Source organism: Shewanella sp. 38A_GOM-205m (genome assembly GCF_000518445.1).
Lineage (GTDB): Bacteria > Pseudomonadota > Gammaproteobacteria > Enterobacterales > Shewanellaceae > Shewanella > Shewanella algae.
Window position 1 is genome coordinate 59,241 of the sequence record NZ_JADP01000024.1, and the last position, 24,443, is coordinate 83,683.

The 24,443-nt window shown below is 53.3% G+C and carries 25 protein-coding genes; 11 read left to right on the plus strand and 14 right to left on the minus strand.

All coding sequences use genetic code 11. From position 1 onward, the window contains the following. Positions 1 to 50: 50 nt before the first annotated feature. Both N512_RS0114075 and N512_RS0114080 read left to right on the plus strand, forming a co-directional pair. Entirely contained in the window at positions 51 to 2,189 is a 2,139-nt protein-coding gene (locus tag N512_RS0114075) for a S9 family peptidase (protein ID WP_037475118.1), read from the plus strand. Continuing rightward, on the plus strand, positions 2,186 to 2,461 hold the full coding sequence (locus N512_RS0114080) for a GIY-YIG nuclease family protein (protein ID WP_025889227.1): 276 nt from the start codon (positions 2,186 to 2,188) through the stop codon (positions 2,459 to 2,461). Before N512_RS0114075 ends, N512_RS0114080 begins: the two co-directional genes overlap by 4 nt. Positions 2,462 to 2,756: 295 nt before the next feature. Here the strand turns inward: N512_RS0114080 and N512_RS23100 are convergent, their stop codons facing one another. The 3 genes from N512_RS23100 to N512_RS0114100 form a co-directional block, all read right to left on the minus strand. Then, on the minus strand, positions 2,757 to 3,563 hold the full coding sequence (locus tag N512_RS23100) for a phosphatase PAP2 family protein (protein ID WP_051472817.1): 807 nt from the start codon (positions 3,561 to 3,563) through the stop codon (positions 2,757 to 2,759). Between the two features lie 70 nt (positions 3,564 to 3,633). Then, a complete protein-coding gene (locus tag N512_RS0114095; protein WP_028780744.1) occupies positions 3,634 to 4,848 on the minus strand; it encodes a sensor histidine kinase in 1,215 nt (404 codons plus the stop codon). Further along, positions 4,845 to 5,498, minus strand: a complete 654-nt coding sequence (locus N512_RS0114100; protein ID WP_186298655.1) for a response regulator transcription factor — start codon at positions 5,496 to 5,498, stop codon at positions 4,845 to 4,847. The genes N512_RS0114095 and N512_RS0114100 overlap by 4 nt, the downstream gene beginning before the upstream one ends. An 88-nt stretch (positions 5,499 to 5,586) precedes the next feature. Here N512_RS0114100 and N512_RS23105 point away from each other — a divergent pair, with 88 nt between their 5' ends. Further along, on the plus strand, positions 5,587 to 6,147 hold the full coding sequence (locus N512_RS23105) for a class I SAM-dependent methyltransferase (protein WP_037475121.1): 561 nt from the start codon (positions 5,587 to 5,589) through the stop codon (positions 6,145 to 6,147). 90 nt (positions 6,148 to 6,237) lie between these two features. Continuing rightward, positions 6,238 to 7,029, plus strand: a complete 792-nt coding sequence (locus tag N512_RS0114110; protein WP_028780747.1) for a class I SAM-dependent methyltransferase — start codon at positions 6,238 to 6,240, stop codon at positions 7,027 to 7,029. 72 nt (positions 7,030 to 7,101) lie between these two features. On the opposite strand, the gene N512_RS0114115 is transcribed toward N512_RS0114110, so the two are convergent. After that, positions 7,102 to 8,259 (minus strand): iron-containing alcohol dehydrogenase, encoded by a 1,158-nt coding sequence (locus N512_RS0114115; protein ID WP_025009216.1) that lies wholly within the window; start codon positions 8,257 to 8,259, stop codon positions 7,102 to 7,104. Between the two features lie 193 nt (positions 8,260 to 8,452). Here N512_RS0114115 and N512_RS0114120 point away from each other — a divergent pair, with 193 nt between their 5' ends. Further along, the gene (locus N512_RS0114120; protein ID WP_028780748.1) at positions 8,453 to 9,322 is read left to right on the plus strand and encodes an AraC family transcriptional regulator; all 870 of its coding nucleotides are present in this window, start codon (positions 8,453 to 8,455) and stop codon (positions 9,320 to 9,322) included. Here the strand turns inward: N512_RS0114120 and N512_RS24790 are convergent. Further along, entirely contained in the window at positions 9,319 to 9,861 is a 543-nt protein-coding gene (locus N512_RS24790) for a type II secretion system protein (protein WP_028780749.1), read from the minus strand. The genes N512_RS0114120 and N512_RS24790 overlap by 4 nt on opposite strands. Positions 9,862 to 10,179: 318 nt before the next feature. Here N512_RS24790 and N512_RS0114130 point away from each other — a divergent pair, with 318 nt between their 5' ends. After that, positions 10,180 to 10,524, plus strand: a complete 345-nt coding sequence (locus N512_RS0114130; RefSeq protein ID WP_028780750.1) for a hypothetical protein — start codon at positions 10,180 to 10,182, stop codon at positions 10,522 to 10,524. 87 nt (positions 10,525 to 10,611) lie between these two features. Here the strand turns inward: N512_RS0114130 and N512_RS0114135 are convergent, their stop codons facing one another. Together N512_RS0114135 and N512_RS0114140 are read right to left on the minus strand one after the other, a co-directional pair. After that, entirely contained in the window at positions 10,612 to 12,138 is a 1,527-nt protein-coding gene (locus N512_RS0114135) for a tetratricopeptide repeat protein (RefSeq protein ID WP_028780751.1), read from the minus strand. 174 nt (positions 12,139 to 12,312) lie between these two features. Further along, positions 12,313 to 14,289: a ligand-gated channel protein gene (locus N512_RS0114140; RefSeq protein ID WP_028780752.1), complete on the minus strand. Its 1,977-nt coding sequence runs from the start codon at positions 14,287 to 14,289 to the stop codon at positions 12,313 to 12,315. 180 nt (positions 14,290 to 14,469) lie between these two features. On the opposite strand from N512_RS0114140, the gene N512_RS0114145 reads away from it, so the two are divergent. After that, positions 14,470 to 15,387 (plus strand): LysR family transcriptional regulator, encoded by a 918-nt coding sequence (locus N512_RS0114145; RefSeq protein ID WP_028780753.1) that lies wholly within the window; start codon positions 14,470 to 14,472, stop codon positions 15,385 to 15,387. A gap of 57 nt (positions 15,388 to 15,444) precedes the next feature. Here N512_RS0114145 and N512_RS24840 read toward each other — a convergent pair whose 3' ends face one another. After that, the gene (locus N512_RS24840) at positions 15,445 to 15,765 is read right to left on the minus strand and encodes an excalibur calcium-binding domain-containing protein (protein ID WP_025009224.1); all 321 of its coding nucleotides are present in this window, start codon (positions 15,763 to 15,765) and stop codon (positions 15,445 to 15,447) included. A 169-nt stretch (positions 15,766 to 15,934) separates the two neighbouring features. Further along, positions 15,935 to 16,108, minus strand: coding sequence for a hypothetical protein (locus N512_RS24415; RefSeq protein WP_156018539.1), 174 nt, complete (start codon positions 16,106 to 16,108; stop codon positions 15,935 to 15,937). 354 nt (positions 16,109 to 16,462) lie between these two features. On the opposite strand from N512_RS24415, the gene N512_RS23115 reads away from it, so the two are divergent. The 3 genes from N512_RS23115 to N512_RS0114170 are packed head-to-tail and all read left to right on the plus strand — an operon-like array spanning position 16,463 to position 18,300. Further along, positions 16,463 to 17,341 (plus strand): patatin-like phospholipase family protein, encoded by an 879-nt coding sequence (locus N512_RS23115; protein ID WP_025009225.1) that lies wholly within the window; start codon positions 16,463 to 16,465, stop codon positions 17,339 to 17,341. A gap of 3 nt (positions 17,342 to 17,344) precedes the next feature. Continuing rightward, positions 17,345 to 17,875, plus strand: coding sequence for a GNAT family N-acetyltransferase (locus tag N512_RS0114165; RefSeq protein WP_028780754.1), 531 nt, complete (start codon positions 17,345 to 17,347; stop codon positions 17,873 to 17,875). Then, positions 17,872 to 18,300 carry a GNAT family N-acetyltransferase gene (locus N512_RS0114170; RefSeq protein WP_028780755.1) on the plus strand — a complete coding sequence of 143 codons (429 nt, stop codon included), beginning with the start codon at positions 17,872 to 17,874 and terminating at the stop codon, positions 18,298 to 18,300. The genes N512_RS0114165 and N512_RS0114170 overlap by 4 nt, the downstream gene beginning before the upstream one ends. Positions 18,301 to 18,333: 33 nt before the next feature. Here N512_RS0114170 and N512_RS0114175 read toward each other — a convergent pair whose 3' ends face one another. Next, complete coding sequence (locus N512_RS0114175) at positions 18,334 to 19,500, minus strand: MFS transporter (protein WP_028780756.1); 1,167 nt, start codon at positions 19,498 to 19,500, stop codon at positions 18,334 to 18,336. 343 nt (positions 19,501 to 19,843) lie between these two features. Here N512_RS0114175 and N512_RS0114180 point away from each other — a divergent pair, with 343 nt between their 5' ends. Then, positions 19,844 to 20,692 (plus strand): PfkB family carbohydrate kinase, encoded by an 849-nt coding sequence (locus tag N512_RS0114180; RefSeq protein ID WP_028780757.1) that lies wholly within the window; start codon positions 19,844 to 19,846, stop codon positions 20,690 to 20,692. A 333-nt stretch (positions 20,693 to 21,025) separates the two neighbouring features. On the opposite strand, the gene N512_RS0114185 is transcribed toward N512_RS0114180, so the two are convergent. The 4 genes from N512_RS0114185 to N512_RS0114200 all read right to left on the minus strand — a co-directional run bounded on the left by N512_RS0114185 (position 21,026) and on the right by N512_RS0114200 (position 24,401). Beyond that, positions 21,026 to 22,333 carry an ATP-binding protein gene (locus N512_RS0114185; protein ID WP_028780758.1) on the minus strand — a complete coding sequence of 436 codons (1,308 nt, stop codon included), beginning with the start codon at positions 22,331 to 22,333 and terminating at the stop codon, positions 21,026 to 21,028. After that, complete coding sequence (locus N512_RS0114190; protein WP_025888873.1) at positions 22,333 to 23,028, minus strand: response regulator; 696 nt, start codon at positions 23,026 to 23,028, stop codon at positions 22,333 to 22,335. Before N512_RS0114190 ends, N512_RS0114185 begins: the two co-directional genes overlap by 1 nt. A 113-nt stretch (positions 23,029 to 23,141) precedes the next feature. Then, entirely contained in the window at positions 23,142 to 23,597 is a 456-nt protein-coding gene (locus N512_RS0114195; protein WP_028780759.1) for a CC0125/CC1285 family lipoprotein, read from the minus strand. A gap of 15 nt (positions 23,598 to 23,612) precedes the next feature. Continuing rightward, a complete protein-coding gene (locus tag N512_RS0114200) occupies positions 23,613 to 24,401 on the minus strand; it encodes a MipA/OmpV family protein (protein WP_037475126.1) in 789 nt (262 codons plus the stop codon). Positions 24,402 to 24,443 lie beyond the last annotated feature (42 nt).

Here is a 24,443-nt window from a genome sequence, read left to right on the forward strand (position 1 = left end):
GGCCTGTAGTCGAGGGAGTAGGCCGCTGATATTAACGCTAAGGAAGAGTGATGAGTCGAGCAGGATCCCTGATGTTGGTTTTAGGCACAGCCTTGTGGCTGTGCGGATGCAGTGGAATGAATTCAGAAAATAAGCTGGTGGCACCGGTTGCCGAAAAACGTCCTCACACCATGAGTCTTCACGGTGTGACCAGGACAGACGACTATTATTGGCTGCGTGACGATGAGCGTAAGGCCCCGGACGTTATCGACTATCTGGAGCGGGAAAACGCCTATACCGCCGCGCGTCTTAAGCCTTGGGAACCACTGAAACAGAAACTGTTTAAAGAGCTGACCTCCAGGCTGGAGCAGGATGAGAGCAGCGTGCCGTATCGCTGGCATAACCATTGGTATTACCGCCGTTTCGAGGCTGGGCTGGAGTATCCGGTGATCGCCAGAAGCCGTGAGCTCAATGGTGAAGAGCAGTTGCTGCTAGATGTTAACCGGCGCGCCGAGGGGCAGGAGTTTTACGCCCTTGGCGGAGTGTCTGTCAGCCCGGATGAGCAGATACTGGCCTTTGCCGAGGATATTCTCAGCCGCCGTATTTACAGCGTCTATTTTAAAGATCTTGCCACCGGTGAACTGCTTGCCGACAAGCTGACGGGTGTCGATGGCCGGGTGGTCTGGAGCAATGACAACCGTTATGTGTTCTATATCGCCAAAGACCCACAGACCCTGCTGGGATACCAGGTTTTCCGGCACAAGCTGGGAAGTCCCCAGAGCGAGGATGTGCTGGTTTATGAAGAGCAGGACGATACCTTCTATATCTCCCTTGGCAAGAGTCTGGATGAATCCCTGATTGTATTGCACCACGAGAGCACCACGACCAGTGAAGTTTCCCTGCTCGATGCCAACGCCCCGCTCGGCGAATTCCGGGCGTTTCTGCCGCGGGAAGAGGGCCACGAATACAGCATCGCCAAGCGTGGAGATGAATTCTTCATCCTCAGCAACTGGCAGGCGACCAATTTCAGGCTGATGAAAACCACGGCTGCCGATGCCGGCGACAAGCGCAAGTGGCAGCAGGTACTGGCCCATGATCCCGAGGTGCGCCTCGAAGACCTGTTATTGCTGGACGATTATCTGATAGTACAGAGCCGCAGCCAGGGGCTGAGCCATATCAAGGTCTATCCCCATACAGATCTCAGCCGGGGCTATGAATTGGCCTTTGATGACCCGGCCTATGTGGTTGGTCTGGATATCAATCCCAGCCAGCACAGTCGCGAACTGAGGTTATATTACTCGAGCCCGACTACCCCCGAGAGTATTTACAGCTATCAACTGGATAAGCCGGGCGAGCGCAAACTGCTCAAGCAGGAAAAAGTATTGGGGGACTTCGAGCCCGGCAACTATCAGGCCGAGCGCTTGCTGATCCCGGCCCGTGATGGTGCCCAGGTGCCCGTGACTCTGGTGTATCGCAAGGACAAGTTCCGTAAAGACGGCAGCAACCCGCTGTATCAGTACGGTTATGGTGCCTACGGCCATATCATAGAGCCGGACTTCGACGCCTCTATTCTCAGCCTGCTGGATCGCGGCGTGGTCTATGCTATTGCCCATGTCCGGGGCGGAGAGATGCTCGGCAGGCCTTGGTATGATGATGGCAGGCTGTTTAATAAACGAAACAGTTTCAATGACTTTGAAGACACTACCCGGGCACTTTTGGATCTGGGTTATGCCGCACCCGGCAAAGTGGTTGCCGCCGGTGGCAGTGCCGGTGGTTTATTGATGGGCGCCGTGGTCAATCAGGCTCCGGGTCTTTACCTGGCGGTGGCCGCCCATGTGCCCTTTGTGGATATAGTCACCACCATGCTCGATGAGTCTATTCCGCTGACGACCAATGAATATGATGAGTGGGGCAACCCCAATGACAAGCCCTACTTTGACTATATGCTGAGTTACTCGCCCTATGACAACATTCGCCATCAGGCCTACCCGCATCTGTTGGTGACCACAGGGCTGCACGACTCCCAGGTGCAGTATTTTGAGCCAGCCAAGTGGGTGGCCAAACTCAGGGACTACAAGACGGACGACAATCTGCTGTTGTTACAGACGGATATGGAGGCCGGCCATGGCGGCAAGAGCGGACGTTTCCGGCAATTTGAAGATACCGCGCTGGAATATGCCTTCTTCCTCGGCCTGTTGGGACTGGAATGAGTGGTGATAACTGGCAGCTGTATATCCTGCGCTGCGCCGGGGGCGAACTGTACACAGGGATCACCAAGGATGTGACCCGGCGCCTGCAGGAGCATCAGAGTGGCGGCCCCAAAGCCGCCAAATATCTGCGTGGTCGCGGGCCTTTGCAACTCGTTTATCGTGAAGAGATTGGCAGCCACGGTGATGCCTTGCGGCGGGAAATGGCGGTAAAAAAGCTGAGCAAGCGCGCCAAACTGAGTTTGATTGCGAAGTCAGCGGCTATGCCGGGGTGAGTGACCTTAAAAAAGAAAAAGGAGCAGGAGCGCCAATGGCCGGGCCATTACAGCTGGCGCTTCCTGCGGTCGGGAAGAGGGTCCCCAAGGAGGGGCCTATGGCCCATCAGGAAGATAGTGACAAAGAGCCGCGGTCGGCGAGTTCCACAACGCCAGTCGACGACTGTTTCTCTTATCAGCTAAAGCAGAAAACATGCCAAAACATAATGCATTGTTTATGTTTGCTATTTTTGCAACTACCTTCCAGCAAGTGTCCGCAGTAGTGTCCTCTTTCCTTAAAAAGTGACCGATTTAGCTATTCGGGTGTCCGCCGGACACTCGAGCAGGGCCCAGAGTGGTTTTGCCCGAAGCGAGAGTGGGTGATCAACAGCCAGGTATTGGCCAAGAGTGCACCTCCCAGCAGCAAGGCGCGTTGCCAGTGCAACCAATATTGCTCCGGGAAATCACAAGGATGCTTAACAGCCGCAGTCAACACGCTGATAGTCAGTAGTGTCAGCAGGGGTAACTGCCAGGAAGGCGGCAGTATAAGTTTGTGCTGTAGCCGACAGGCCATAATGGCTATCAGCCAGCCCAGCAATGCCCCCAGCGCGACATCCTGCGGCCAGTGTGCGCCAACAGCAATTCGGGACAAACCCACCAAGATAGCCAGCCCCAGTAGGCAGCAGGCCCAAAACCTGTCAGTGAAGAGTTGCCAAGCCAAACCGGCTAAAAGGAATACAGTCGCCGTGTGTCCGGATGGCAAACTATGCCTTAAACGTACTTCTCCAACTATATATGCCTCATCCACTGACATGGCCGGTCGGCCTACATTGAAATAGTGTTTCAGCAAGCTTATCACCAGGGCACAAGTTACCGAGGCAAGCAGGGTCGCCGTCAGCCATTGAGGGCGGCGCATCAGCAGTAAGAGCCAGAGTGAACCGGCCGTGGTGCCGTTACCCCAGTCGGTTAGAAGTGCCAGCGCTTCTTCGGAAAAAGCTTGTCCCAATTGGTTAATCTGAATAAATAACGCCTGATTCATCTCGGCTTTCAACAACAGCAGATGTCCCAAAAACAGCAGCCCTGGAAGTATAAGGCTTGCTGGTGTCGCACTGGGTGAGTGCATACAGGTCTCCGGTCTATGGTCAATACCGGGAGAATAGAGAGCCAAGTGTCGCTGAATTGTCGCAGCCGGTTCAGTTGTCTAGAGTCGTTCCAGCGGGAAAAGTGACGGTTGCACAGTAGCCCAGTGGTGAAGAAGATATTTGGAACCCCCAATGGTAACGGCGGCAGATGTCCCTTACCAACACCAATCCCACCCCGTATCCATCATGAGGGCTTTGGGGCTCGGCAACATAGTTGCCAACACTGATAGATTGCGCATTGGCTTTCAGGCTGACCTGGCCCTGAACACTGTGTTGAAAGGCGTTTTGCAGCAAATTGCTGATCAGCGAAGTCACCAGTTGCGGATGCGCCTGCAGCCTGAATGGCGTTATTGTCATTACCAACTCGCAGTCTGTCGCCTGACGTAGTGGGGTCAAAGGTTGCAACAGAGCTTCAATAAAGGCCTGATCCAACTTCATCCACTCGGCTTCAGCAGTTTTTTTGCGCCGGGCCAGCAGCAATAACACTTCTGCCAGCGACTCCATTTGGGTGACGGCGCGACGGATCCTTTCCCGGGTTTGGGCTCGCTCCGGGGCGAGATTGTGGAGTGAAAGTTTGAGCACAGTCAGAGGTGAACGAAATTCGTGGCTGATGTAATGAGTAAACGCGCGTTCCCGGGCAAGGGCTTGGCTGAGTTCGTTATGGCTTTTGTTCAGCGCGTGCTGCAGTTCAATAAATTCACTGGTATCGTCCTCAATACTTACAGGATCGAGGTTTTCCGGCTCGTTTTTCAGTTTCTTGGTGAGCCGGCTGAACGGCGCTGCAATCGCTGAGGCTTGATGACTGATATAGATACTCGCCAGGGCAAACAATCCAAGGGCGGTAAACACCAAAATCGCATCTACCATGAAGGCATCCCAGCCCTCGAGTTCAAGCAGGTCGACCCTTTGCAACAGGTACAGTTTTTTGCCTTTATGCTTCAATACCAACAAGTTGTATTCGCGGCCATCGGAGAGGTGCAGGTTGTGTAAACCTGGGATAGGTGAACCGAACTCTTGTGCCAGTTCGCCTGGGAGTTGCTCGTACAGGGTCAATAACTCACCAAACTGGCCCGATAAGGTTCCCAGGTTACCTGAGTCATAGAGTGCCAACACATTGGGGGCGATCAATGTTAAATAGCGACTGTGCAAGCGATTTTCCAGTACTCTGGCCCCGGTCTCCACTACCAGAAAGTAAAACAACATCAGGAGCGCGGCTCCTCTGAGAAAGCTGCGATTGATCTTGTGGGCGATGGAAAAAGTTGTCACTGCAACTTGTACCCTATCTTGGCTATGGTCTGGATCCTTGGTGTAGCAAAGGGTTTGTCCAGTTTTTGTCGCAGCAGATAGATGTGCTTGCGCAAGATGTCCTCATCCGGGAGTCCGTCCTGCCAGAGAGCCGACTCCAGCTCTTCTTTGCTGATGACTTGATTGGGGCGACGCATTAGGCAGGTTAACAGGGTAAAGCTGGCTGGGCTGAGACTGATTTGCGCCCCTTCCCGCCACACTTCACGGCGCTTGAGATCCAGGGAGATTTCCTTATAGCTCAGCCTTGAGGCGAAACCTTCTCCAGAGGTGCGGCGCACAACAGCTTGCATTCTCAGCCATAGTTCCTGGGTATCAAAGGGTTTAACCAGATAGTCGTCGGCACCTGTTATCAGCCCGGTATGAATATCTTCACGGGTATCTCTGGCTGTCAGCATGATTACCGGACAGTCGATCCCTTGGTTTCTCAGCTGTTGGCAAAGGCTGATGCCATCTAGCCCTGGCAGATTCAGGTCCAGCAGAATTAATTGATAGTGATGCGAAAGCGCCAATTCCAGCCCTTGGTTACCGTTTCTGGCAAAGTCCCAGTCCAGCTGCGGCAGTTGTTCGGCGATCAAGGCGGCAGTATCCGGATTATCTTCAATTAACAACACCCTCACTTTCCTTAATCCCTCTGACAATTCGTAGACACTTGTCCAATTAGAGTTCGCTTCTTTCCTATGGTTCATTTGGAGGCGGAAGATGCGCAACTATTGCTTGAGCACCACGATACAAAGAAAATTCTGGCGTCGATCTTTAGGACATTGGCTCAACCAGCAAGGGTGGCAGAGAGGTGTTGAGCTGGGAGTCAAGAGCGGTCGTTCCACGGCGGCTATGCTATCGGTTAACCCCGGTTTACAACTGACAGGAATAGATCTTTGGCAGAATCAGCCCGGAAACTCTGCCTATGCAAACAACGCCGAGAACGAGAGAAAGGCGAGAAGGATTTGTCGCCGTTACTCGGGTTTAACCTTACTCAAGGGGGATGCCTTACAGTTGGCAGGACATTTTGCCAATGCCAGTCAGGACTTCGTCTTTTACGACCTATATGACTATCGTTGTTCCAACACAGAGTTCGTGACTCAGATATTACGGCTCTGGTATCCCAAAATTGCCCCAGGCGGGGCAATTGTCGGGCGCGACTTTGACAATCAGGACTGCTTGCGGGCCTTTGCCGATTTAGGTCTTCCGCGTCCTGTGGCTTGTATTATTCGCGGGCGGGCGCATCCCAGATTAAAGGCGGTGTTTAAGCCGAAGCGATAGCGAACTGTGGGTATGAAGCTAATTTGATCTATCAAAGGGTTAAGTTGTAGCATCCGCCATGCTGGCGATTGAATGGACAGGGAGTTTTAGATGACAAGCAAGGCAGAAGCAGAGTACCAAAGGCTGAATCAGCTGGCCTGGAATGAGCGTACCAAGTTACATCTGCAGTCAGAGTTTTATGACGTTAAGGGGTTTCTCAGTGGTCGCAGTTCGTTGCGGGAAATAGAGCTGGCCGAACTATCGGTCAAGGGCAAGTCCTTGCTGCATCTCCAGTGTCACTTTGGTCTAGATACTCTCTCCTGGGCCAGAGAAGGGGCCGCCAGTGTCGCAGGCCTGGATTTGTCTGACGAGGCCATTACCAGTGCCCGCCAACTGGCGGAGCAAGCCGCTATCGACGCCGAGTTCGTTTGTGGCGACCTCTATCAGGCGCCGGCTTTGCTGCAGCGCCAATTCGATCTCGTGTATGTCTCTTATGGCGCGCTGGTTTGGTTGCCGGATCTACATCGCTGGGCAGAAACTGTGAGTGCTTGCCTTAAGCCGGGCGGTGAACTCTACCTGGCCGAGTTCCATCCATTGCAGGCATTGTTTGACGGTTATGACTACTTCCACACAGGTAAGGCCGATGTAGAGTTGGAGGGCAGCTATACCGAGAATGCTCAGGAAGCACAGCATACCACGGTTTGTTGGTCACACTCCCTGGCTGATGTCATCAGCGCCTTGTTGGCCAATGGTTTGCAGTTGCGGGCTTTTCGCGAGTATGACTTCAGTCCCTATGACTGTTTCGAGGGCTTGCAGGAGGATACGCCGGGGCGTTTTAGGTTATATCATCAAGGCAAAGCCATTCCCTTGGTCTACAGCTTGAGAGCGGTCAAGGAAGGCTAAAGAAACAGGGCCTAAAGGCCCTGTTTAAACTGTATTTTATCTCAGGCGTGAGAATCGTTTGGCTTGCTGAACTTACCAGGCCAGCTCAAGGATTTCACGGCTGCTGTCCAGACCGAGATCGCCGGTTTCAGATAAGGCGGTCATGCCGTGAGCTTCCAGTGCGGCAACGACATCGGCGATACGCTCTTGCGGCACATCATAGTCGCGCAGACGAGTCTTGAGGCCAACCTGTTCAAAGAAGGCCTGAGTGGCTGCAATGGCTTGCTCGATACGGCTGTCTTCATCACCCGAAGTGATATCCCAAACCCGCTCGGCATATTGCAGCAGCTTGGCGCGTTTCTGTTCCTTGCGCACCCGCCATACAGAGGGTAAGACTACGGCCAGCGTTTGCGCATGATCTATGCCGAACATGGCAGTCAGTTCGTGGCCTATCATATGAGTGGTCCAGTCTGCCGGTACGCCGCTGCCTATCATGCCGTTGAGCGCCGAGGTGGCACTCCACACCAGGTTGGCGCGGGCATCATAGTTCTCCGGCTCGGCCACGGTGACAGGGCCCACTTCAATCAGGGTCTTCAGTATGCCTTCGGCCATTCTGTCCTGAACTCTGGCATCCACGGGGAAGGTGACGTATTGCTCGACCACGTGTACGAAAGAGTCGACTACGCCGTTGGCGACCTGGATCTTCGGCAAACTGAAAGTCAGGCTGGGATCCAGCACGGAGAATACCGGGAAGCTCTGCGGATGAGTCACGGGGAACTTGCCACCCTGATGGCTGACCACGGCAAAAGCATTCATTTCTGAGCCTGTAGCCGGCAGTGTCGCTACCGTACCGACGGGCAGTACCTCTGTCACAGGAACCGGGTTGAAACCGTGATGCAGCAAGCTGCTGCTGTCGCCATCGAATTTTGCCGCCAGGGCAATAAACTTGGTGCCGTCCATCACTGAACCGCCACCGACGGCCAACAGAAAGTCGATGGATTCGCGCCGCGCCAGCTCGGCAGCCCTGGCCAGGGTGTCGTATTTGGGGTTAGCCTCAATTCCACCGAATTCAAATACAACACGGTCGCCCAGCGCGGTTATGACCTTGTCCAGGGTGCCGAAGCGTTTGACACTGCCACCGCCGTAAGTCACCAGCACTCTGGCATTGGCCGGTACCAGTTGATCCAGTTCTGCCAGTCTGTCTTTACCAAAGACTATGTGGGTAGGGTTGCGATAGTCGAAATTGAGCATGATATTTCTCTCTTCTACAGCCGAAAAACTATGGTTGCCATCTTAGTCCCCTCAGCTTGGATTGAAATACACATTGCTGGAGCATTTATGCCTATTCCTGCCTAGTTTGGTTAATTGGGGCTTGAATATGGCTATTTTGATGCTTTTTTCTGTAATGGTGCTAGTATCCAAACCCTGATGATTGGAGAGTGTTATGAGTGATATTGCAGCCTTAATGGCGGCCCTGGCGGTGGATGAAGGGGTCAACAGCACCAGCCTGCCAGGGGTGCATCTGTTTCGCAGTTCGGCCTATGGCAGCCGTGGCCCCATGTGTTATTCCCAAGGGATCATGATAGTCGGCCAGGGGCGTAAACGTGTCTATCTCGAAGATAAGATCTATGACTATGATCCGCAGAACACCCTGGTGATGACAGTGCCTATGCCGGTGGAGTGTGAAACCTTTGCTTCCGAGGAAGAACCGGTATTGGTACTCATGGTGGATATAGATCTGCAGCAACTGAACCAGTTGATCCGCATGATGGATCAACACCACAAGGTGCCCAAGGATCTCGATGATGCCCGTCAGAGCGGCTTCTTTGTTGCCGCCAACAGCGAAGACATGCTCTGCTGTGTCGAGCGTTTGCTGCTGGCTCTGCAGTCGCCGTTGGAAGCCGAGGTCTTGGGTCAGGCCATGGTGCAGGAGTTGCTGTTTCGGGTATTGGCTTCTGACAATGCGGCGCCTTTATATGCGCTGGCACTCAGTCATACCCGTTTATCCCGGGTAGAGAAGGCGCTCAAATATCTGCATCAGAACTATCGTGAAAGTGTGGAGGTAGAGCAGCTGGCCGAGTTGGTCAACATGAGCCCCTCGGCATTTCATCGCTGTTTCAAGGAGGTCACGGCCTCATCGCCCATTCAGTACTTGAAGAAGATCCGCCTCAATAAGGCCAAAGAGTTACTGCAAAGACAGCGCCTCAAGGTGAAGGAAGCGGCACTGGAAGTGGGCTATGAGAGCCCGGCCCAATTCAGCCGGGAGTTCAAGCGTTACTTCGACCAGAGTCCGGGAGAAGCTGCCAGGCTCTAAGGCTGACTCCAGAAGGTTTTGCGAACCGAGACCTCACCCGTATCCGGCTGATACTCCATGATCAGTGTCGGTTCATTTTGCTGGATAAAATACACTGAGCGGTAGATGCAGGTATTGGGCGTCTGCTTATAGGTATAGGCCACGTCGACAGTGGTTGTAGGCAGATTGGCATCTTCTACATAGGCTATGCTGAGGTCGGTATCTGTGAGGCCATGCCACAACTGTTCGCAGGCGTTGAAAATGTGAGTATCTTTGCCTGCAGTGGCATAGGGCCAGCCGTTGACACTGGAATCAACACTGCCATCACCAAAGCTGGCCAGATTGTCGATGGCACCCTGATATCCCTTGGCCAGATAGCCACTGTGATAGAGTTTTACCGCAGATTCAAAGGCGGCATACTGGCCCCTGAACACCTGCTCTGTGGCGTCGTCGCGCAGATTGAGGAACTTGGGTGCGGCCACCACTGCCAGGATCCCGAGGATAATAATCACCACTACAAGTTCAATTAGGGTAAAGCCCTGATACTGCTTTGCTTTCATTACATCGCCCGGTTTATAGAATAGAGATATTGCCAACTGAATCGTCGCTAGCGCGGCAGTCTAGCCAAGCCTCTGACGTCTGGCAAGCTGAGAGTGGCAGTGGATATAGGGAAGGCCGCAGCCATGGAATCCTTAATGGTATTTTGCCTCGGTGCATAAATCCAAAGGCATTAAAGCTTAAAATATTGTTTTACATGAAACTATAGCTTTGTTCACACTCCGGTGACCTAAAGCATGGCAATCTTCGACTAGGCTGGTTGAGCCTGTGGCGGGATGACGGGCTAATATTGATACAGAAACTATCAGGGAGGAAAACAGATGAAATGGATTGGGATCTTGTGTGGCTTGCTGGTGTCACTGCCGGTAGCCGCGGCAGAAGGGGAATACTTCTCTGAGGAGATAGTTCAGCAAGGCACTTTAGCCAATGAAACCCTGCTCAGGGATGCTATGCCGGGAGTGGCTGCCGAAGTGGCTCGTCGCGGCTGCGAGGTGCCGGAGCAGTTTTTTGCCTTTGTGCTGGCGATGCCCAAAGGCAAAGTCGGTGAGCGCTACTGGCATGAACGCTGGATAGTCGAGGGTTGTGAGCGTGAGTACCCGGTGGATATCGAATTTCGTGAAGATGGTGTCAGCGCCGCCTACTGGACCATCAAGAATAAAGGCTGAACCGCTGGATTAGCGGTTCTGGCAATCATCTCAGAAAAGACAGACCCAGGCCTTGGCCGGGGTCTGTCTTCAAAGGTTTAATACAGCTCAGGCGGCCTCGGGGTTATTTTGCGGCAACTGCGCCCGAACCTCTTCGAGACGCTGCTCATACCAGGCGGTTTCGGCCTCGGTAAAGCTCTGCAACAGTTCCTGTTGCTGCAGTACCTGATCACCCAACAAACCGAACTGGTTATGTTCTTCCAGTTCCAGCTGCAGCCATACGGCGGCATCTACCCTTTGGTCCAGTTCGAGGTAAGTTTCATACAGCTCTTCATAGGCCAGGGTTTCTCCGCCGAAGGCGGCCTTCTCCAGCCAGGGCAGCGCTTGTTGCAGTTCCTTGTATTCTCGCTTATCCGCATACAGCAGAGCCTGGCCTTTGAGGAGATCCAATCTGGCCTGGGCCAGGCTGTCTATGGGGTGTAGCGCCAGATATTCCTGCTTGAGTGCTTCGGCCTGCTGTTTTTCCGATTGGCTCAGACGCGCCGCCAGTGACTCTTTGGCCTCGATATACTCGGCTTCGTCCCCCATAGCGGCAAACTCGAAATGCATCAGTGCCAGTGGCAACTGGCGATTGACGCCCAGCCCTTGTTCATAGAGTTTACCGAGTTGAAAATGGGCACTAAGATCCCAAGCCTGTGCCAGGGGTTCAAGTATTGCCTTGGCACGCAGATGATCCTGACTGTCGCGGGAGTGGTCGAGCAGGAAGCCGGCCAACACTGGACCTGCCACGCTATCATCTTCATCGGCCGCGGCCTTTTCCAACCATTCTCTGGCCTTGTGCAGATCTTGGGGTAATTGGTCACCGCGCAGGTAGCGCTGTCCAAGCATCAACTGAAAGTAACTGCTGTCCTGGGCCTGCTCTATCAACAGCTGCTCGGCCTGGCGTTTATCCACTGGGCCGCCTAGGCCTTGCAACATCATTTCCGCCAGATGACCGGCGCTGGCCGCTTCACCCAGCTGGTGTGCCTTGGTGAGCCAGAATCTGGCCTGCTGCAAATCGGCTTCCCCTTGTCTGGGCTCCTGCAGCAATATCCCCAGATGAAAGCAGGCTTCGGGATCATCCTTGGAGGCGGCCAACTCGAGCCATTTCATCGCCTTGCTGCCGTCCTTATCGAGTATTGGGTTACGGGAATAGACCCGTCCCAGTTGGCTCTGGCTCTCAGTATCACCGGCTTCGGCTCTGGGGAGTAAGTTTCGCTCCAGCAGCTGAATATTGTCACCAAAAGCAGGGTGTTGGCGCAGCTCCAACATCAGGTCATGGAGCTTGGCAAATTCATTGTCCAATGACGAGGCCTTGGCGGCCCAGTGCATCGCCTTGTCGGCATCGTTGGGCACCATCTCCAGCTCGGGACGGGTATAGAACTCATAGAGCATTTGGGCAGCGGCGGGATGATCTTTACTGGCGGCCTGCTCCAGCAGTGCTATGCCTTCATCGACTCTATTTCTGCCAATCAGTCTCAGGCCTTCATTGGCCATGGCATCCGGGTCGCCGCTTTTCACCGCCTGGGCTCGTTGCCACTTTTTCAGGGCGATAAAGAAGGCCACAAACGCGATAATGATCAGTATCAGTTTCATTGTTTTCCTTAACCTTGGGAATTTGGCGCGGACACAGTAAACGCTGTCATGGCGTTTTTTGCAACAGCTATTAAAAGACCGCGGCGGTGCGCGGTCTTTGGAGTGAGAGAGTTGAACGGCGCCAGTATATCCCAGAACTGTTCTGGCTTATAAAAACGGCATAAGGCTTCCTCGTTAGAAACTCCAGGTCATCCCCAGCCAGTAGCGGCGGCCGTCTTCGATATAGCCGTATTCTTCCTGGGTAATCTCTTTGTCCAGTAGATTATAGATACCGGCGCTGAGTTTGAGGTTTTCCATCAGCTGCAGGTTGGCACCTATATCCACCAGAGTGTAAGAGGGGGCCACCAGAGTCGACGAAGAGGGCCCCGTGGTGGGTTGGCTCTCTTCACCCCGGTAGTGCACTCTGGCCCAACTGCCCCAGCTGTCGTTGATTTGCCAGTTCAGGGAGGTTTGCAGCAGGTGCTTGGGCAATTGATTCAATGGACTGCCCTGATAGCGGCCTGTCTTTTGCTCTGAGTCCGTATAGGTGTAGTTGGCCGAAAGCTGGATGTCATCATTGATGTCATAGTTGAAATCCAGCTCGAACCCTTGAGTTACCGCTTCATCCACATTCACGTAAGTGGTGGGATCGGAGCCAAACTGGTTCGGACCGTCGGTACACTGACTCTCGGGGCAGGGTACTCGGGTAATTTTGTCTTCAAACTCGTTATAGAAGATGGTCAGGGCCGTGGTGATATTGTCGCCGAAGCCGGTGTGCAGCCCCAGCTCGTAGTTGATTGAAGTCTCGGGTTTGAGATCCGGGTTACCATACATATTGCCACCGCGGCTGACCTGGCCCCAATCCGGCACAGTTTGTCTCAGGCTTGGGGCTCTGAAGCCGGTGGAAACACCACCTTTGAGCGTTGTGCTGTCGGTCAGGTCCCAGACTCCGTAGATACGGGGGCTGAAGTGCTCGCCAAAGTTTTCGTCATCATCCATGCGTAAACCGGCCGTCAGGGCAAAGGTGTCGCTCATGCGCCATTCGTTTTCGGCAAATACCGACCATTGGCGTCTGCTGATGTCACTACGGTCACCTATCTGGTTACCTGTCTTGTCGCTGAGATCCTGGTAGTTGAAGGCGGCCCCAAAGGTGGTGGTATGACTATCACCAAAGCCGGTGACCAGACTAGTCTGGGCATCAGTGTTCTTGATGGTCATCTCTCGGCTTTTGTTTTCGAACTCTTCATATTTGACCCAGGTATTACTCGTGCCTATTTCCCAGCGGCCCGTGTGTGCCAAGGAGTATTTGCGGCTCTCATATTCGGTGGTGGAGGACGCCGGGCAGCCGTAACGACCGCAGGATTCACCTGGAGCGAGCGGGGCGACGGTTTTGCCCAGGGTGCTGTCCAACTCTTGAACGGCACTGCTGACTTCCAAAATGATGTCGTGGTTGTCACTCGGGGTCAGCGAGAAACGGGCACTGAGATTGTTGGCATCTCGACCGCGGTAACCGCCGGTTATCTGGTCTTCTTCACGCTTGGTGTACTGGCCATAAAGTTGTAACCCCAGCCAGTCCGGGATCAGGGCACCGCTGACAAAGAAGTTGCCCTGATAGATATTGCCGGATTCGCTGTGTTCCTGAACTGTGCTGTCCAGTCTGAGTTCTCCCTGCCAGTTTTCCGGAACCTTGCGGGTGATGATATTGATCACCCCGCCTATGGCGTCAGAACCATACAGGGATGACATGGGGCCGCGCACCACTTCGATTCTGTCTATTGCCGATAGTGGCGGAGTCCAGGCGCCTTCGACTCCCGGGCCATCGCTATTGGTGCGAGTCTCCCGGGATGACTGGCGCATGCCGTCTACCAGGATCAGTGTGTATTGGCTTCCCATGCCCCTCAGGCTAATGTCACGGCGATCGCTGCCGCCGGTAACCACGACACCGGGAACATCCAGCATGGCATCGGTAATATCGCGATAGAAACGGCTATCCAGCTGTTCTCGGGTAAGTACGCTGATAGAGGCGGGAGCATCCTTGAGTTGTTGCTCGTAGCCGGAGGCGGTAACCACTATGACTTCCATGTCTTGGGGCGCTTCATCGGCCTGTGCTGCAGGTATGAGGAAGAGTGCGGCAATGGCGCTGGCCAGAGGGCTGATTCGACACAAAGACATCGGCTTTAAACTCCTGAATGCATAATTGCAAATTTGGTAAATGAGAATGATTTTCAATGGCGAGAATTTACGCCGATGATACAATCCTCTCAAGCGCATTTTTCTGGAAACACAGTTAAGGAATGCTTTATGGCGACCGCCGTAACTGAGATGTTTTTGCTGTTGTGATGGGGCTTAAAGATGAATAGGCAGATGGTCAAGGCGATGCTGGTATTTGCCACCACAGTTGAGAAAGGCACCATGAATGCCGCCGCCAGGCAGTTATGCATGAGTACATCTGCCGTTAGCCAGCAGATCTTCAAGCTGGAGCAGCAACTTGGGCTTGGGCTACTAAATCGCAGCACCAGGGCGTTGACACCGACCGAGGCAGGTAAGCTCTTTTACCAGAGCTGTGTACAGATGATAGCTCTTGCCGATGAGACAGAGCTGCAGCTGAGTCGTTTGAAGGACGGTCCGGCCGGAGAGTTGCGGATAGCCGCCCCTGTTGGCTTTGGTGGCGGTCTTCTCAGTGAGCCGCTAAGGCGTCTGTTGGAAGCGCATCCCGGCATTCAATTGTCGCTGCAGCTGCAGGATGAGACTGTGGATCTGGTGGGTAGTGGCATAGATCTGGCCATCTGTATCGGGCCTTTGGCCGATTCGGCGCTGGTGGCTCATCATCTGGCCGATTGGCAGATGCTCCTGTGCGTGGCACCTGACTTTCTGCGTAGGCGAGGGAACTCAATGCCCATGCATCCCGGTGAATTGCAGAACTGGGAGCGTCTGTGCCATAAGGGGAGTATGGTGCAGGACAGTATGTTGAGTCATACCGTCAGTGGTGAGCAGCTGTCTTTGGCGCCAGGGCGTCTGGCGGTCAACAATATGCAGAGTCTGATCCGTTTTACCTTGGATGGTTTGGGTTATGCGGCCTTGCCGGAGCCTGAAGTGCGGCAGTTTTTGCAGCAGGGCACTTTGTTGCCTCTATTGCCTGACTGGCAACTGCCGCAGTACAGCGTTTACGCTCTGACTGCGGGACGAGAGGCGCAGGCGCCAAAGATCCGCGAAGCCATAGCAACCCTGAGTGCCTGTTTTGCAGAAGATGGTCCACTGGTTGCCGCTTGACTCAGGATTGTCATTGCCAGTTGGGGAAATGGCTACAGGCCAAGATGGATTATTGCTTTACCAGCGGCTGTCGTTTTCACAGGGGCGGCCATCATTGTCGCCATCCATCTTGGTGTTGGGGCAGTAACGGTTGAAGTACTCGGCTTCGGCTCTGGAGGTCATCTGGCTGCAATACTGGCGTCCATCGCAGTGGAAGCCGGCGTCCATCTCTACAGGTTTACTGGCATAGCGCGGGGCGGTTTGAGCCGCTTCGCGGATGCTGTTGCTTATGGTGTCTTGGTGAATGTCGGTCAGCTGTTGCGGTTCATTGCCGCTGAGTTTTACCCAACTCAGGTAACAGGCATAACCAAAAATAAAATAAAAAACAAAGCGTTTCATCTTTTTCCCTTAAGTATTTCGGCATCCTTGGCCAAATTGAAGTTGGCTTTGCATCTTTGAGTGGCTAAACCGCCCAAGGTGAAATTTTGCGTCGATATTGCAGCCTGTTCCGGGGGAAAATTCAACTTAAATTTGACTTGCGTCACCCTATTACCGGGTGCGATGCAGTTTACTCTTCCGCCAAGGCCTGTAGCCTGTGCATTTCATCCTGCACCTGTTGCACATATTGGTCCCAGTAGCCCAACTGTCGAAATTCTTCCAGACAGCAGCGATAGAGCTTGAGTTTGTGCTTGTTGGCCAACTGCGGCAGTAAGCAGATTTCTCCTTGATTGCTAGCATCCATTCCTTTTACTCCTGTCAGGCGATACTGCGTGGCTTCCTGCCACTGCAGATAAGTTACTTTTTAATCAGTTGCCTGATGGTGCCGACTCGACTGATATCGGCGGCATTTGGACCCGGCCAAGCAGGGGCAAGCCCTATGCCACCGGGGGTTGCCAAGGGTGAGTTGACAATCAATTTGAATGTTTTTGGCGGATTTCTTAATGAAAAATCAGCATAAGCTTAAGTAATTCAAGGCAAATTTCTTACTGCTAAAGTACGGGTATTTCAAGAGTGGCTTCCCCTGTGGGCCATGCTTGGCTATGCTGCGCTATTGGCTGTATTGGGGGGAATCATAATGGTCACAGAGTTTAGGCAACTGCAAGGCACGGCTTTGGTGCTGGAGGGCGGCGGCCTGCGCGCCATTTATACCGCCGGGGTGCTGGATGCTTTCCTGGAAGCCGGAGTCATGTTTGATTATCAGGTAGGGGTTTCCGCTGGAGCCATCTACCCGGCTTCGTACCTTTCCAGGCAGAAGGGGCGTAACCTATTAATTCAGCAGCGTTATCTTGCAGATAAGCGCTACATGGGCATGAGGCATCTGCTGAAGACGGGCAACTATGTCAACACTGACTTCACCTATAGACGTATGGCGCACGAGTTGCTGCCGTTCGATTTTGAGACTTTCCTGTCCTCGGGGGCCGAATTCAAAATAGGTGCTTTCAACTGCCTTTCCGGTGAAACCGACTTCTTTGGCATGAGTGATTTTGGTGGCCACGACGAGCTGTTGCAGATACTGATCGCCTCAAGCAGCCTGCCTTTTATCTCCAAACCTGTTGCCATCAATGGGGTGCCTTATCTTGATGGTGGCATTGCGGCTCCTATCCCGCTGCAGCAAGCCAGAGCCGACGGCTATCAAAAACAGCTGGTTATCCTGACCCAGGCCGCGGATTACAGTAAGTCAGCCTTTAAGTTTAAATGGTTGGCACAAAAGGCCTATCGGCGTTACCCCAAGGTTGCCGAGGCTTTGCTGAGGCGCCATCAGGTGTATAACCAGGCACAACAACAATTACAACAAGCGGTTGCTGAAGGGAGTGCCATGGTGATCCAGCCCAAGATGGCGCTGGACTTGTCGAGGCTGGAGCGCGACATCAACAAGGTAGAGGCTGTGTATCATTTAGGGCTGGCCGATGGGCGTGAAGCGCTACCGGCTGTGCAGCAGTTCTGTTGTTTTGGTGAAAAGCAAAGGGCTGGATAGCGAATGGAGCCAATAACAAGCACCAACCTGACACTGCGCCGCTTAAGAGCGTCAGATCTTGCCGCCTTCAGCCGTTATCGGCAGGAGCCGCAGGTGGCTCGTTATCAAAGCTGGGACACCTTCAGTCTCGAACAAGCCAAGACCTTGTATGAAGCCATTCCAAAAGCTTGGGCGCTGAGCGGTCATTGGTATCAACTGGCTATTGAGCTTACCGACGGCACTCTGGCCGGCGATCTGGCCTTGCACTTCATTGATGAGCAGCAAGTGGAGTTGGGATTCAGCCTGGATCCACTCTGCCAGGGGCAGGGTATCGCCAGGGAAGCGGTATCCGCCGTGCTGGATTACCTGTTTCGTGAGCTTGGCAGACACAGGGTGATCGCAATTACCGACACGGAGAACCTCCCTGCCTGGCGCTTGCTTGAGGCCGTGGGCTTTCGCCGCGAAGGGCATTTTATCGACAATATTTTCTTTAAGGGACGCTGGGGCTGTGAGTATCAATATGCCCTGTTGGCAAAGGAGTGGTTATCCAAATGAAACAGCAAGTTGAAGTTCTGGAGCAAACCGCCGCTGTGGAGGACTTTATCCGTTTGCGGCAGATTACCGGACTGAGCCCTAGGCCGAGAGCCGGTGTCGAAAAGGCGCTGCCCAGCAGCCTCTATGGTGTGCAACTTGTTTTCGAGGGTGAGTGTATCGCCATGGCCAGGGTGGTGGGGGACGGAGCAATTAATTTTGAAGTGGTGGATGTAGCTGTCGATCCCCGCTGGCAGGGACAAGGCTTGGGGCGTTTGTTGATGCAAAAGGTGATGGACTATCTGAAAGCTCACGCCTTCGAGGGGGCCTATATCACCTTGATGGCCGATGTGCCGCAACTGTACCTCAAATTTGGTTTCAGTTTCAGTTCACCGGCCAGTGAGGGCATGTATCTTGTCTGGCCGCCCAAGGCCGAGTTGAGTGCCTGAGTCCGGCCAAGGATCCTGAGCCTCAGCAGCGGCTCAGGGACGCAGTGCCGGCATCCGGCCACGGGTTGGTCGCACACTGGACAACAGCATATAGATACAAGTTGTGGTCAGACACAAGCCCAGATACATGGGCAGACCCTGCTGTTGCTGGAAGCCGTTGGCCACCAGAGGCCCGATAACTGAACCCACAGAGTAGCTGAGCAGCATAAGTTCGGTTGCCGCCACTATCTTGCTGCTGTCGAGGCTGTCACAGGCCAGCGTAATAGCGATAGGGTAGAGGGCGAAGGCGGCAGCCCCCAGCAGCAACAGGTTGAAGCCCATCACTAAAGTGCTGTGACTCAGCAAAATACCCACAACCCCGGCGGCGCCCAACAAACAGAAAAGTGCCATCAAGAGAGTCTTGCTGAATCTGGGAGACAACCAACTGACCAGGGGTTGCACCAACATGGCTCCCAGGATCACTATGGCCATCAGTTTGCCCGTCAGCTGGTGGTCACCTGTCTGCTCGCTGAGAAACACAGGCATCAGGCCATAGATGGGGCCCAATACCAAACCTGCAACCAGACAGCCCATGATGGCAGGGCGACTGACATGCCTGACTTCTTTGAAGCTAATCTTCTGGTGCTGTATTTTTTGTGGCTGGCAGCGCTTGGCCAGCAGTGGCGGCAATACGGCCAACACCAGTACTATAGCCACCAAAATATGCGGCATGGCACCATCGACACCCAACTGTCCCACACCCAGTTGTCCCAGGGCGTTACCGCCATAGAGTGAGCCTGTATAGAAGCCCAAACGCTTGGCTCTCTGCTTGGCGGTGTCGGCTATCAACAACCAGGACTCCACCACTACGAAGATGCCGGCCACGGCAATCCCGGCAATAAAGCGCGCCGCCAGCCAAAACTGGCCATTAACCACCAAGGGCATGCCAGCCACTGTCGCTGCCAGTAGCAATAGAAACAGGATGAAGGCACCTCTGTGTCCCAGGCGTGCCACGACAGGTGAAATACAAGTTGCCCCGAGCAACAGGCCGAAATAGAAAATACTCGCCAGCCAAGCCGCCAGATCTGTCGCTAAGCCAAAACCGTCCAATGCCAGCGGCAGCAGACTCATGTGATAGCCGGAAGCCAGAGCAAACAGGGTCAAACCCGCAACAGGTACCCAGGCACTGTTGTTGTGAGCGGTGGCGTGAGGTTGGGACAACTCAGACTCCAAATAGAAAAACGACCTTTTAAACGGAGATCAGTTTAAAAAGTCTGAATGGTGAAATTTTCCGCGAATATAGGAGTCTGTAGCGCTCGGGTAAAGTGAGTTTATTTTGTTGTCTTGGAAAGAAAATTTCACCAAAGTCTGGATGTTTAATAGTCTGTTTTAACTTTGAATAAATGTAAATAAAAACTCGCTTAAACGGCAATTTTTGCTGAGTTAAAACGGTGTTTTTAGCCGTTTGGCAATATCACCTCTTGTGGCCTTTGTTGTTGGCTGCGCTGCATTTAGTGTTTGCCCTGGGGTAAGATGGGGTCATTCGTTTCTGTGGACTATTTCTATGGCCAAGATTTTGCTCGTTGCCAACCTTAACTGTGACCGAATCTTATTGCTGGATAAACCCTTGCGTACCGGAGGCAGATTCCATTATCAGGATGGTGGCCAACGCTTGGGTGGTGGTGGCGCCAACACTGGCATAGGGTTGGAATGGGCCGGCCATAATGTGGCTCTGGTCAGTCAGGTTGGGCGAGACGAGATGGGCGATTGGCTGCTGGCCGAAGCCAGTACCCAAGGGTTGGATTGTCGCAGGGTGCAGCGGCGAGCAGGCAATACCTGTGAAATGTTGTTGGTAATGACCCCGGATGGCGAGCGCACCATTATCCGGCCGCAGCGGCCGATATTTGAATTGCCGGCGCCGCCCAAGTGGTCGCAGTGGGATGCCTTATATATCAACTCCTCTGCCGAAGGGGCGGTCAGTTGGGCGCGAACCGCGCTGGAACACACTCTGGTGGTGGCACAATTGGCCAAAGATGATAGGCCAAGACCCTGCCATGTATTGCTGTCTTCGGTAACCGATATGCAAGGGCGCAGCGAGCTCAGCCCCTGGCAGTTTGGGCGTCAGATAGCCGGTGATGCACTTAAATACTTTATTGTGACTCAAGGCGAGCAGGGCGCGGTGTTATACCAGGAGAATGGTGAGACGCTGATAGCGGCGGTTCCGGCGAAAGTGGTGGATACCACGGGTGCCGGTGATGCCTTTGCAGCCGGGCTTATCCATGGTTTGGTATCGGGAATGGCAGTGGAACAGGCCATGAAGGAAGCCGCTCAGTGGGCGGCTTTCGCGGTTGCCTCGGAAACCTCGATTCCGGGAGACGCCTTGCGTCAGTACCTGCAAGCACAGCAGGATTGAGCTTGTCATAAAAATCCCGCATCAGTGTCATGCCGCCGTCATCAAGTGGGCTTAATCTTGCTGGCGATCTTTGGTTAGAGCTCAAGGGCTCTTCGGGTTTCTCCCTTCTTGTTTATTTATGTGCTAACTGGCTTGCCCTGCTCTTGAAGTAGGGCTTTTTTTAATTCCTGTTGCCCAAGGTTCGAGGCGATTGTCATCCCACTGTCGCATCTGTGTCATGAATGCGTCACCTAATAGCCCCAATATGTACAGCGAGTCTTCTTTATGGCGCTGTGATTCGCCCGCTGATTCCCAACTGGTTTGCTGGTGCCCCGTTTCTTAACGGGGCTTTTTTTATCTGTTTTGGCAGCTTGTTGCCGGTCTGGGTAACCAGATATCGAAACTTGGGCCACCGTTTGCGGTGTCGCTGACGCTAATGTCCCCACAGTGCTGGCGAATGATCTGGGCACTGATGGCCAGCCCAAGGCCGTGACCGCCGCTGCCGCGATCCCGTGATTTGTCTATGCGAACGAAGGGATCAAAAATGCGTTGTTTATCTTCATCCTGGATCCCTGGGCCATCGTTGGCAATGTGCAGCCAGATCCTGTCAGTGTCGCCGCTGAGCCTTATGCTGACGCTTTGGCTGGCATAGCGGTAGCCATTGCGGATGATATTGCTGACAGCTCTGTGCCAGAGGCGCAGATCTACCATGGCCTCCAGTGGTTCTACCTTGGTGAGTTCAAGGGCGATATCGGTTTCAAACTGCAGGTGGGCAATCAATTCCTGCAGCCCGGTATCCAATGATTGGCAGCTCAATTGTAATGGCGCCTGACGTCGCTCCATTCTGGCGTATTGCAGCAACTCGTCCACCATGGTGCCGAGTTCATCCAGGTCCTGATGTATGCCTTCCAGATAAGACATTTGCTCCGGGCGCACGCCGGAATCGTCCAGCATGTCCAGATTGCAACGGATCCTGAATATGGGGGTACGCACTTCATGGGCAACGGCATTGGTGAGTTGTTTGTTGCTGTCGATGAGTTTGGCTATCTTGTCAGCCATCTGATTGAATGACTGGTTCAGGTGTCCCACCTTGTGCCAAACACCTGTCTTGGCCCGTACTTTGAAATCTCCATTGGCAAAGGCACTGTGAACCCTTTCCAAGCGGCGCAGACGCCGGGCCAACAGGTAGAGCAGTACAAAGTTGATAAAAGCCAACACGGGAAACAGCACCCAGAGGGCAACGGATTCTTTGAAATAGTATTCCTGCCAGAAGGGAGCGGACTCATCGCGGCTGATGGCATACACCTTATCTGAGCCCTGGAACATGATATAGGAGATATCCTCTTCCATGTCTTTGACGTAATGCCGGTTGTCTTTCAGGATCTGTTTTTCTTCAGCCGACAGCTCGGCCGAGTCCAAAGAGATGACCCTCAGCTGTTTGTGCACGTTGCCTAGCACCTGCTCAAGCGAGGCCTCGGCGCTGGCAACACCCTTGGCGGCCGAGATTTCAGACAACAGCTGGCTCAGTGACATATTGGTGCGATCCAGATAGTCGCTTTCCCACTCATCGGAGGAAAAGAAGTCCAGCTGAAAGACAAAAATGATGGAGGTGAAAAACAGAAACACCAGCACCAGATAGGAGAAGATAAACAGGCGCTTCATTACCACCTATCCGGCACAAATAGATAACCCTTGCCCCTTACCGTGATTATCTTGCGTGGCAAACTGGGGTTGTCGCCTAATTTTTTACGCAAAATCACTACCTTGTTATCTATGCTGCGGTCTATTCCGTCGTACTCTATGCCGCGGGTTTCTTTGACCAGAAACTCCCGCGACAGTATTTCATCCGGATGTGAGCTCAGCAGCCACAACAGGTCGAATTCGGCAGCGGTGAGGTTGACCTCTGCCTGACTGACGGCGCAGAACTTGCGGGCATTGTCCAGATAGAGTTCACCAAACTGACGTTCACGGTTGCTCTCTGTGACCGCGCTTTCCTGCCGTCTCAGTAACATGCGGATCCTGGCCAGCAGTACCCTGGGCTGAATAGGTTTATTGACAAAGTCATCGGCGCCCATCTCCAGAGCTGCCACTTGATCCATGTCATCTTCACTGGCGGTGAGGATCAGTATCTTGCCTTGGTATTGGGCCCGGATTTCACGGCAGATACTCAAGCCATCGTTTCCCGGCAACATAAGATCCAGGATCACCAGCTCAGGTTGACGCTCGAGTATTTGCTGGCAGGCACAGTTGCCATCGTCTATCCGCTCTACATCGAAATGTTGGTTCCTGAGGTAATTGGTCAGAAGGTCACTGATCTTATTGTCGTCTTCTACGAGTGTTATGCGAGTGTTTGCCATTTCCTGCCGATAAGCTTGTGGATCAAGATAAAGCAAAATTAGCACCCCGATTACATAAGTGACAATTTGATTGGCATAAAGGGGGACTCAGTCACCCCTTTACCAGTGACCATTCAGTCTTTAACGCTGACATTACTGAGAATATAGCTGACTTCATAAACCCGGGTGCCTGGATTTTCCGGCTTCTGGTTCAGGCCGGTGACTTCCACTATCACTGAGGTTTCCCTCTCAATCGAGTTGGAGCCCCAGAGCCAGCTATTGTCATTGCGACCCACACCAAAAGTATTCACTGCATCCCTGTTGGTTTGTTCGCTGTCCAGGGTGAAGAAGGCAAATCCCCCTTGCTGGCTCAACTCTGCCGCTTTGCGCAGAATGTATTTGCGGGCCAAGGCCCTGTCAGTGTTGTTATTGCCGACAAAACTTATTTGCCAGGCATTTGAGGCAATTTGGGTTGTCTCAAAGCCTTTGCCAAAGGTCCAGAAGGATTTCTGGGTGTCATAAGGGGTAGCACAGCCACTGACAACTATGGCTAAGCCTGCGGCAAGCAAGAGGGTTTTAAGCGATTTCATCCAAGGACCTCAGATTCAGAAGTAATAAGTCAGTGCCAGGTTGGCGTTCCACTGCTGTTTGCCATCCACAATCGGCGAGTCGGCAATGGCGGAATCCAGGTAGCTGTAGTTGCTGCTTTGGCTGAGTTCGAGATGTTCGCCCAGAGGCACAATCAGCTTGTAACCTGCGTTGTAGGTGAAGGCTTTGCCCGGTTGGTAGGCCTTATGCTGCTTATTGGCTTCAGCCTTGCTGACTCCGAAGTAGTACTGGGTAAAGTCACTGCTCAGGTAGCTGACGCCGGCGTAGGGAACGACACTACCCCAGCCCAGGTTTAGTGGTACGGCGTAACGGACCTGGCCGATAAAGCCGTTGTATCTGTTGGTTACGTCATGTTGTACCGAGGTGGACAGAGTACCGAATCCCAGTTGGGTATCCAGGTTGATACCCAGATCGCCACTCAGCTTACGTTCATGGATGCCGCCAAGTGCTGCTGCGTCTGAGTCTTTCAAGGCAATACCCGGACTCCCCAGGTACACACTCAGGTTGAACAGATCTTTATCATTACCGAAGAAACGGTAGTTGATATTGGCCAGTGAGGCGTTGAAGTCCTTGCCGTTATAACCCAGGTTACCGAATGGACGCAGCTTGGAATCGACGCCTTGATAGAGTTCGCTGCCCTGATAGGCACCGGCAGAGACAAAGAAACTGTTTTCATGGCTGTAAATCTGGCCATTACGGATATAAACGTCAGTGTTGTCCGCCAAGGCGACACTGCTTACTGCAGCCCCAACGAGGGCCAGGGCGCTGAATCTGAATGCTTTCATATTACTTCTCCTGAATACATAAGAAATCCCTGGTATTGTCCT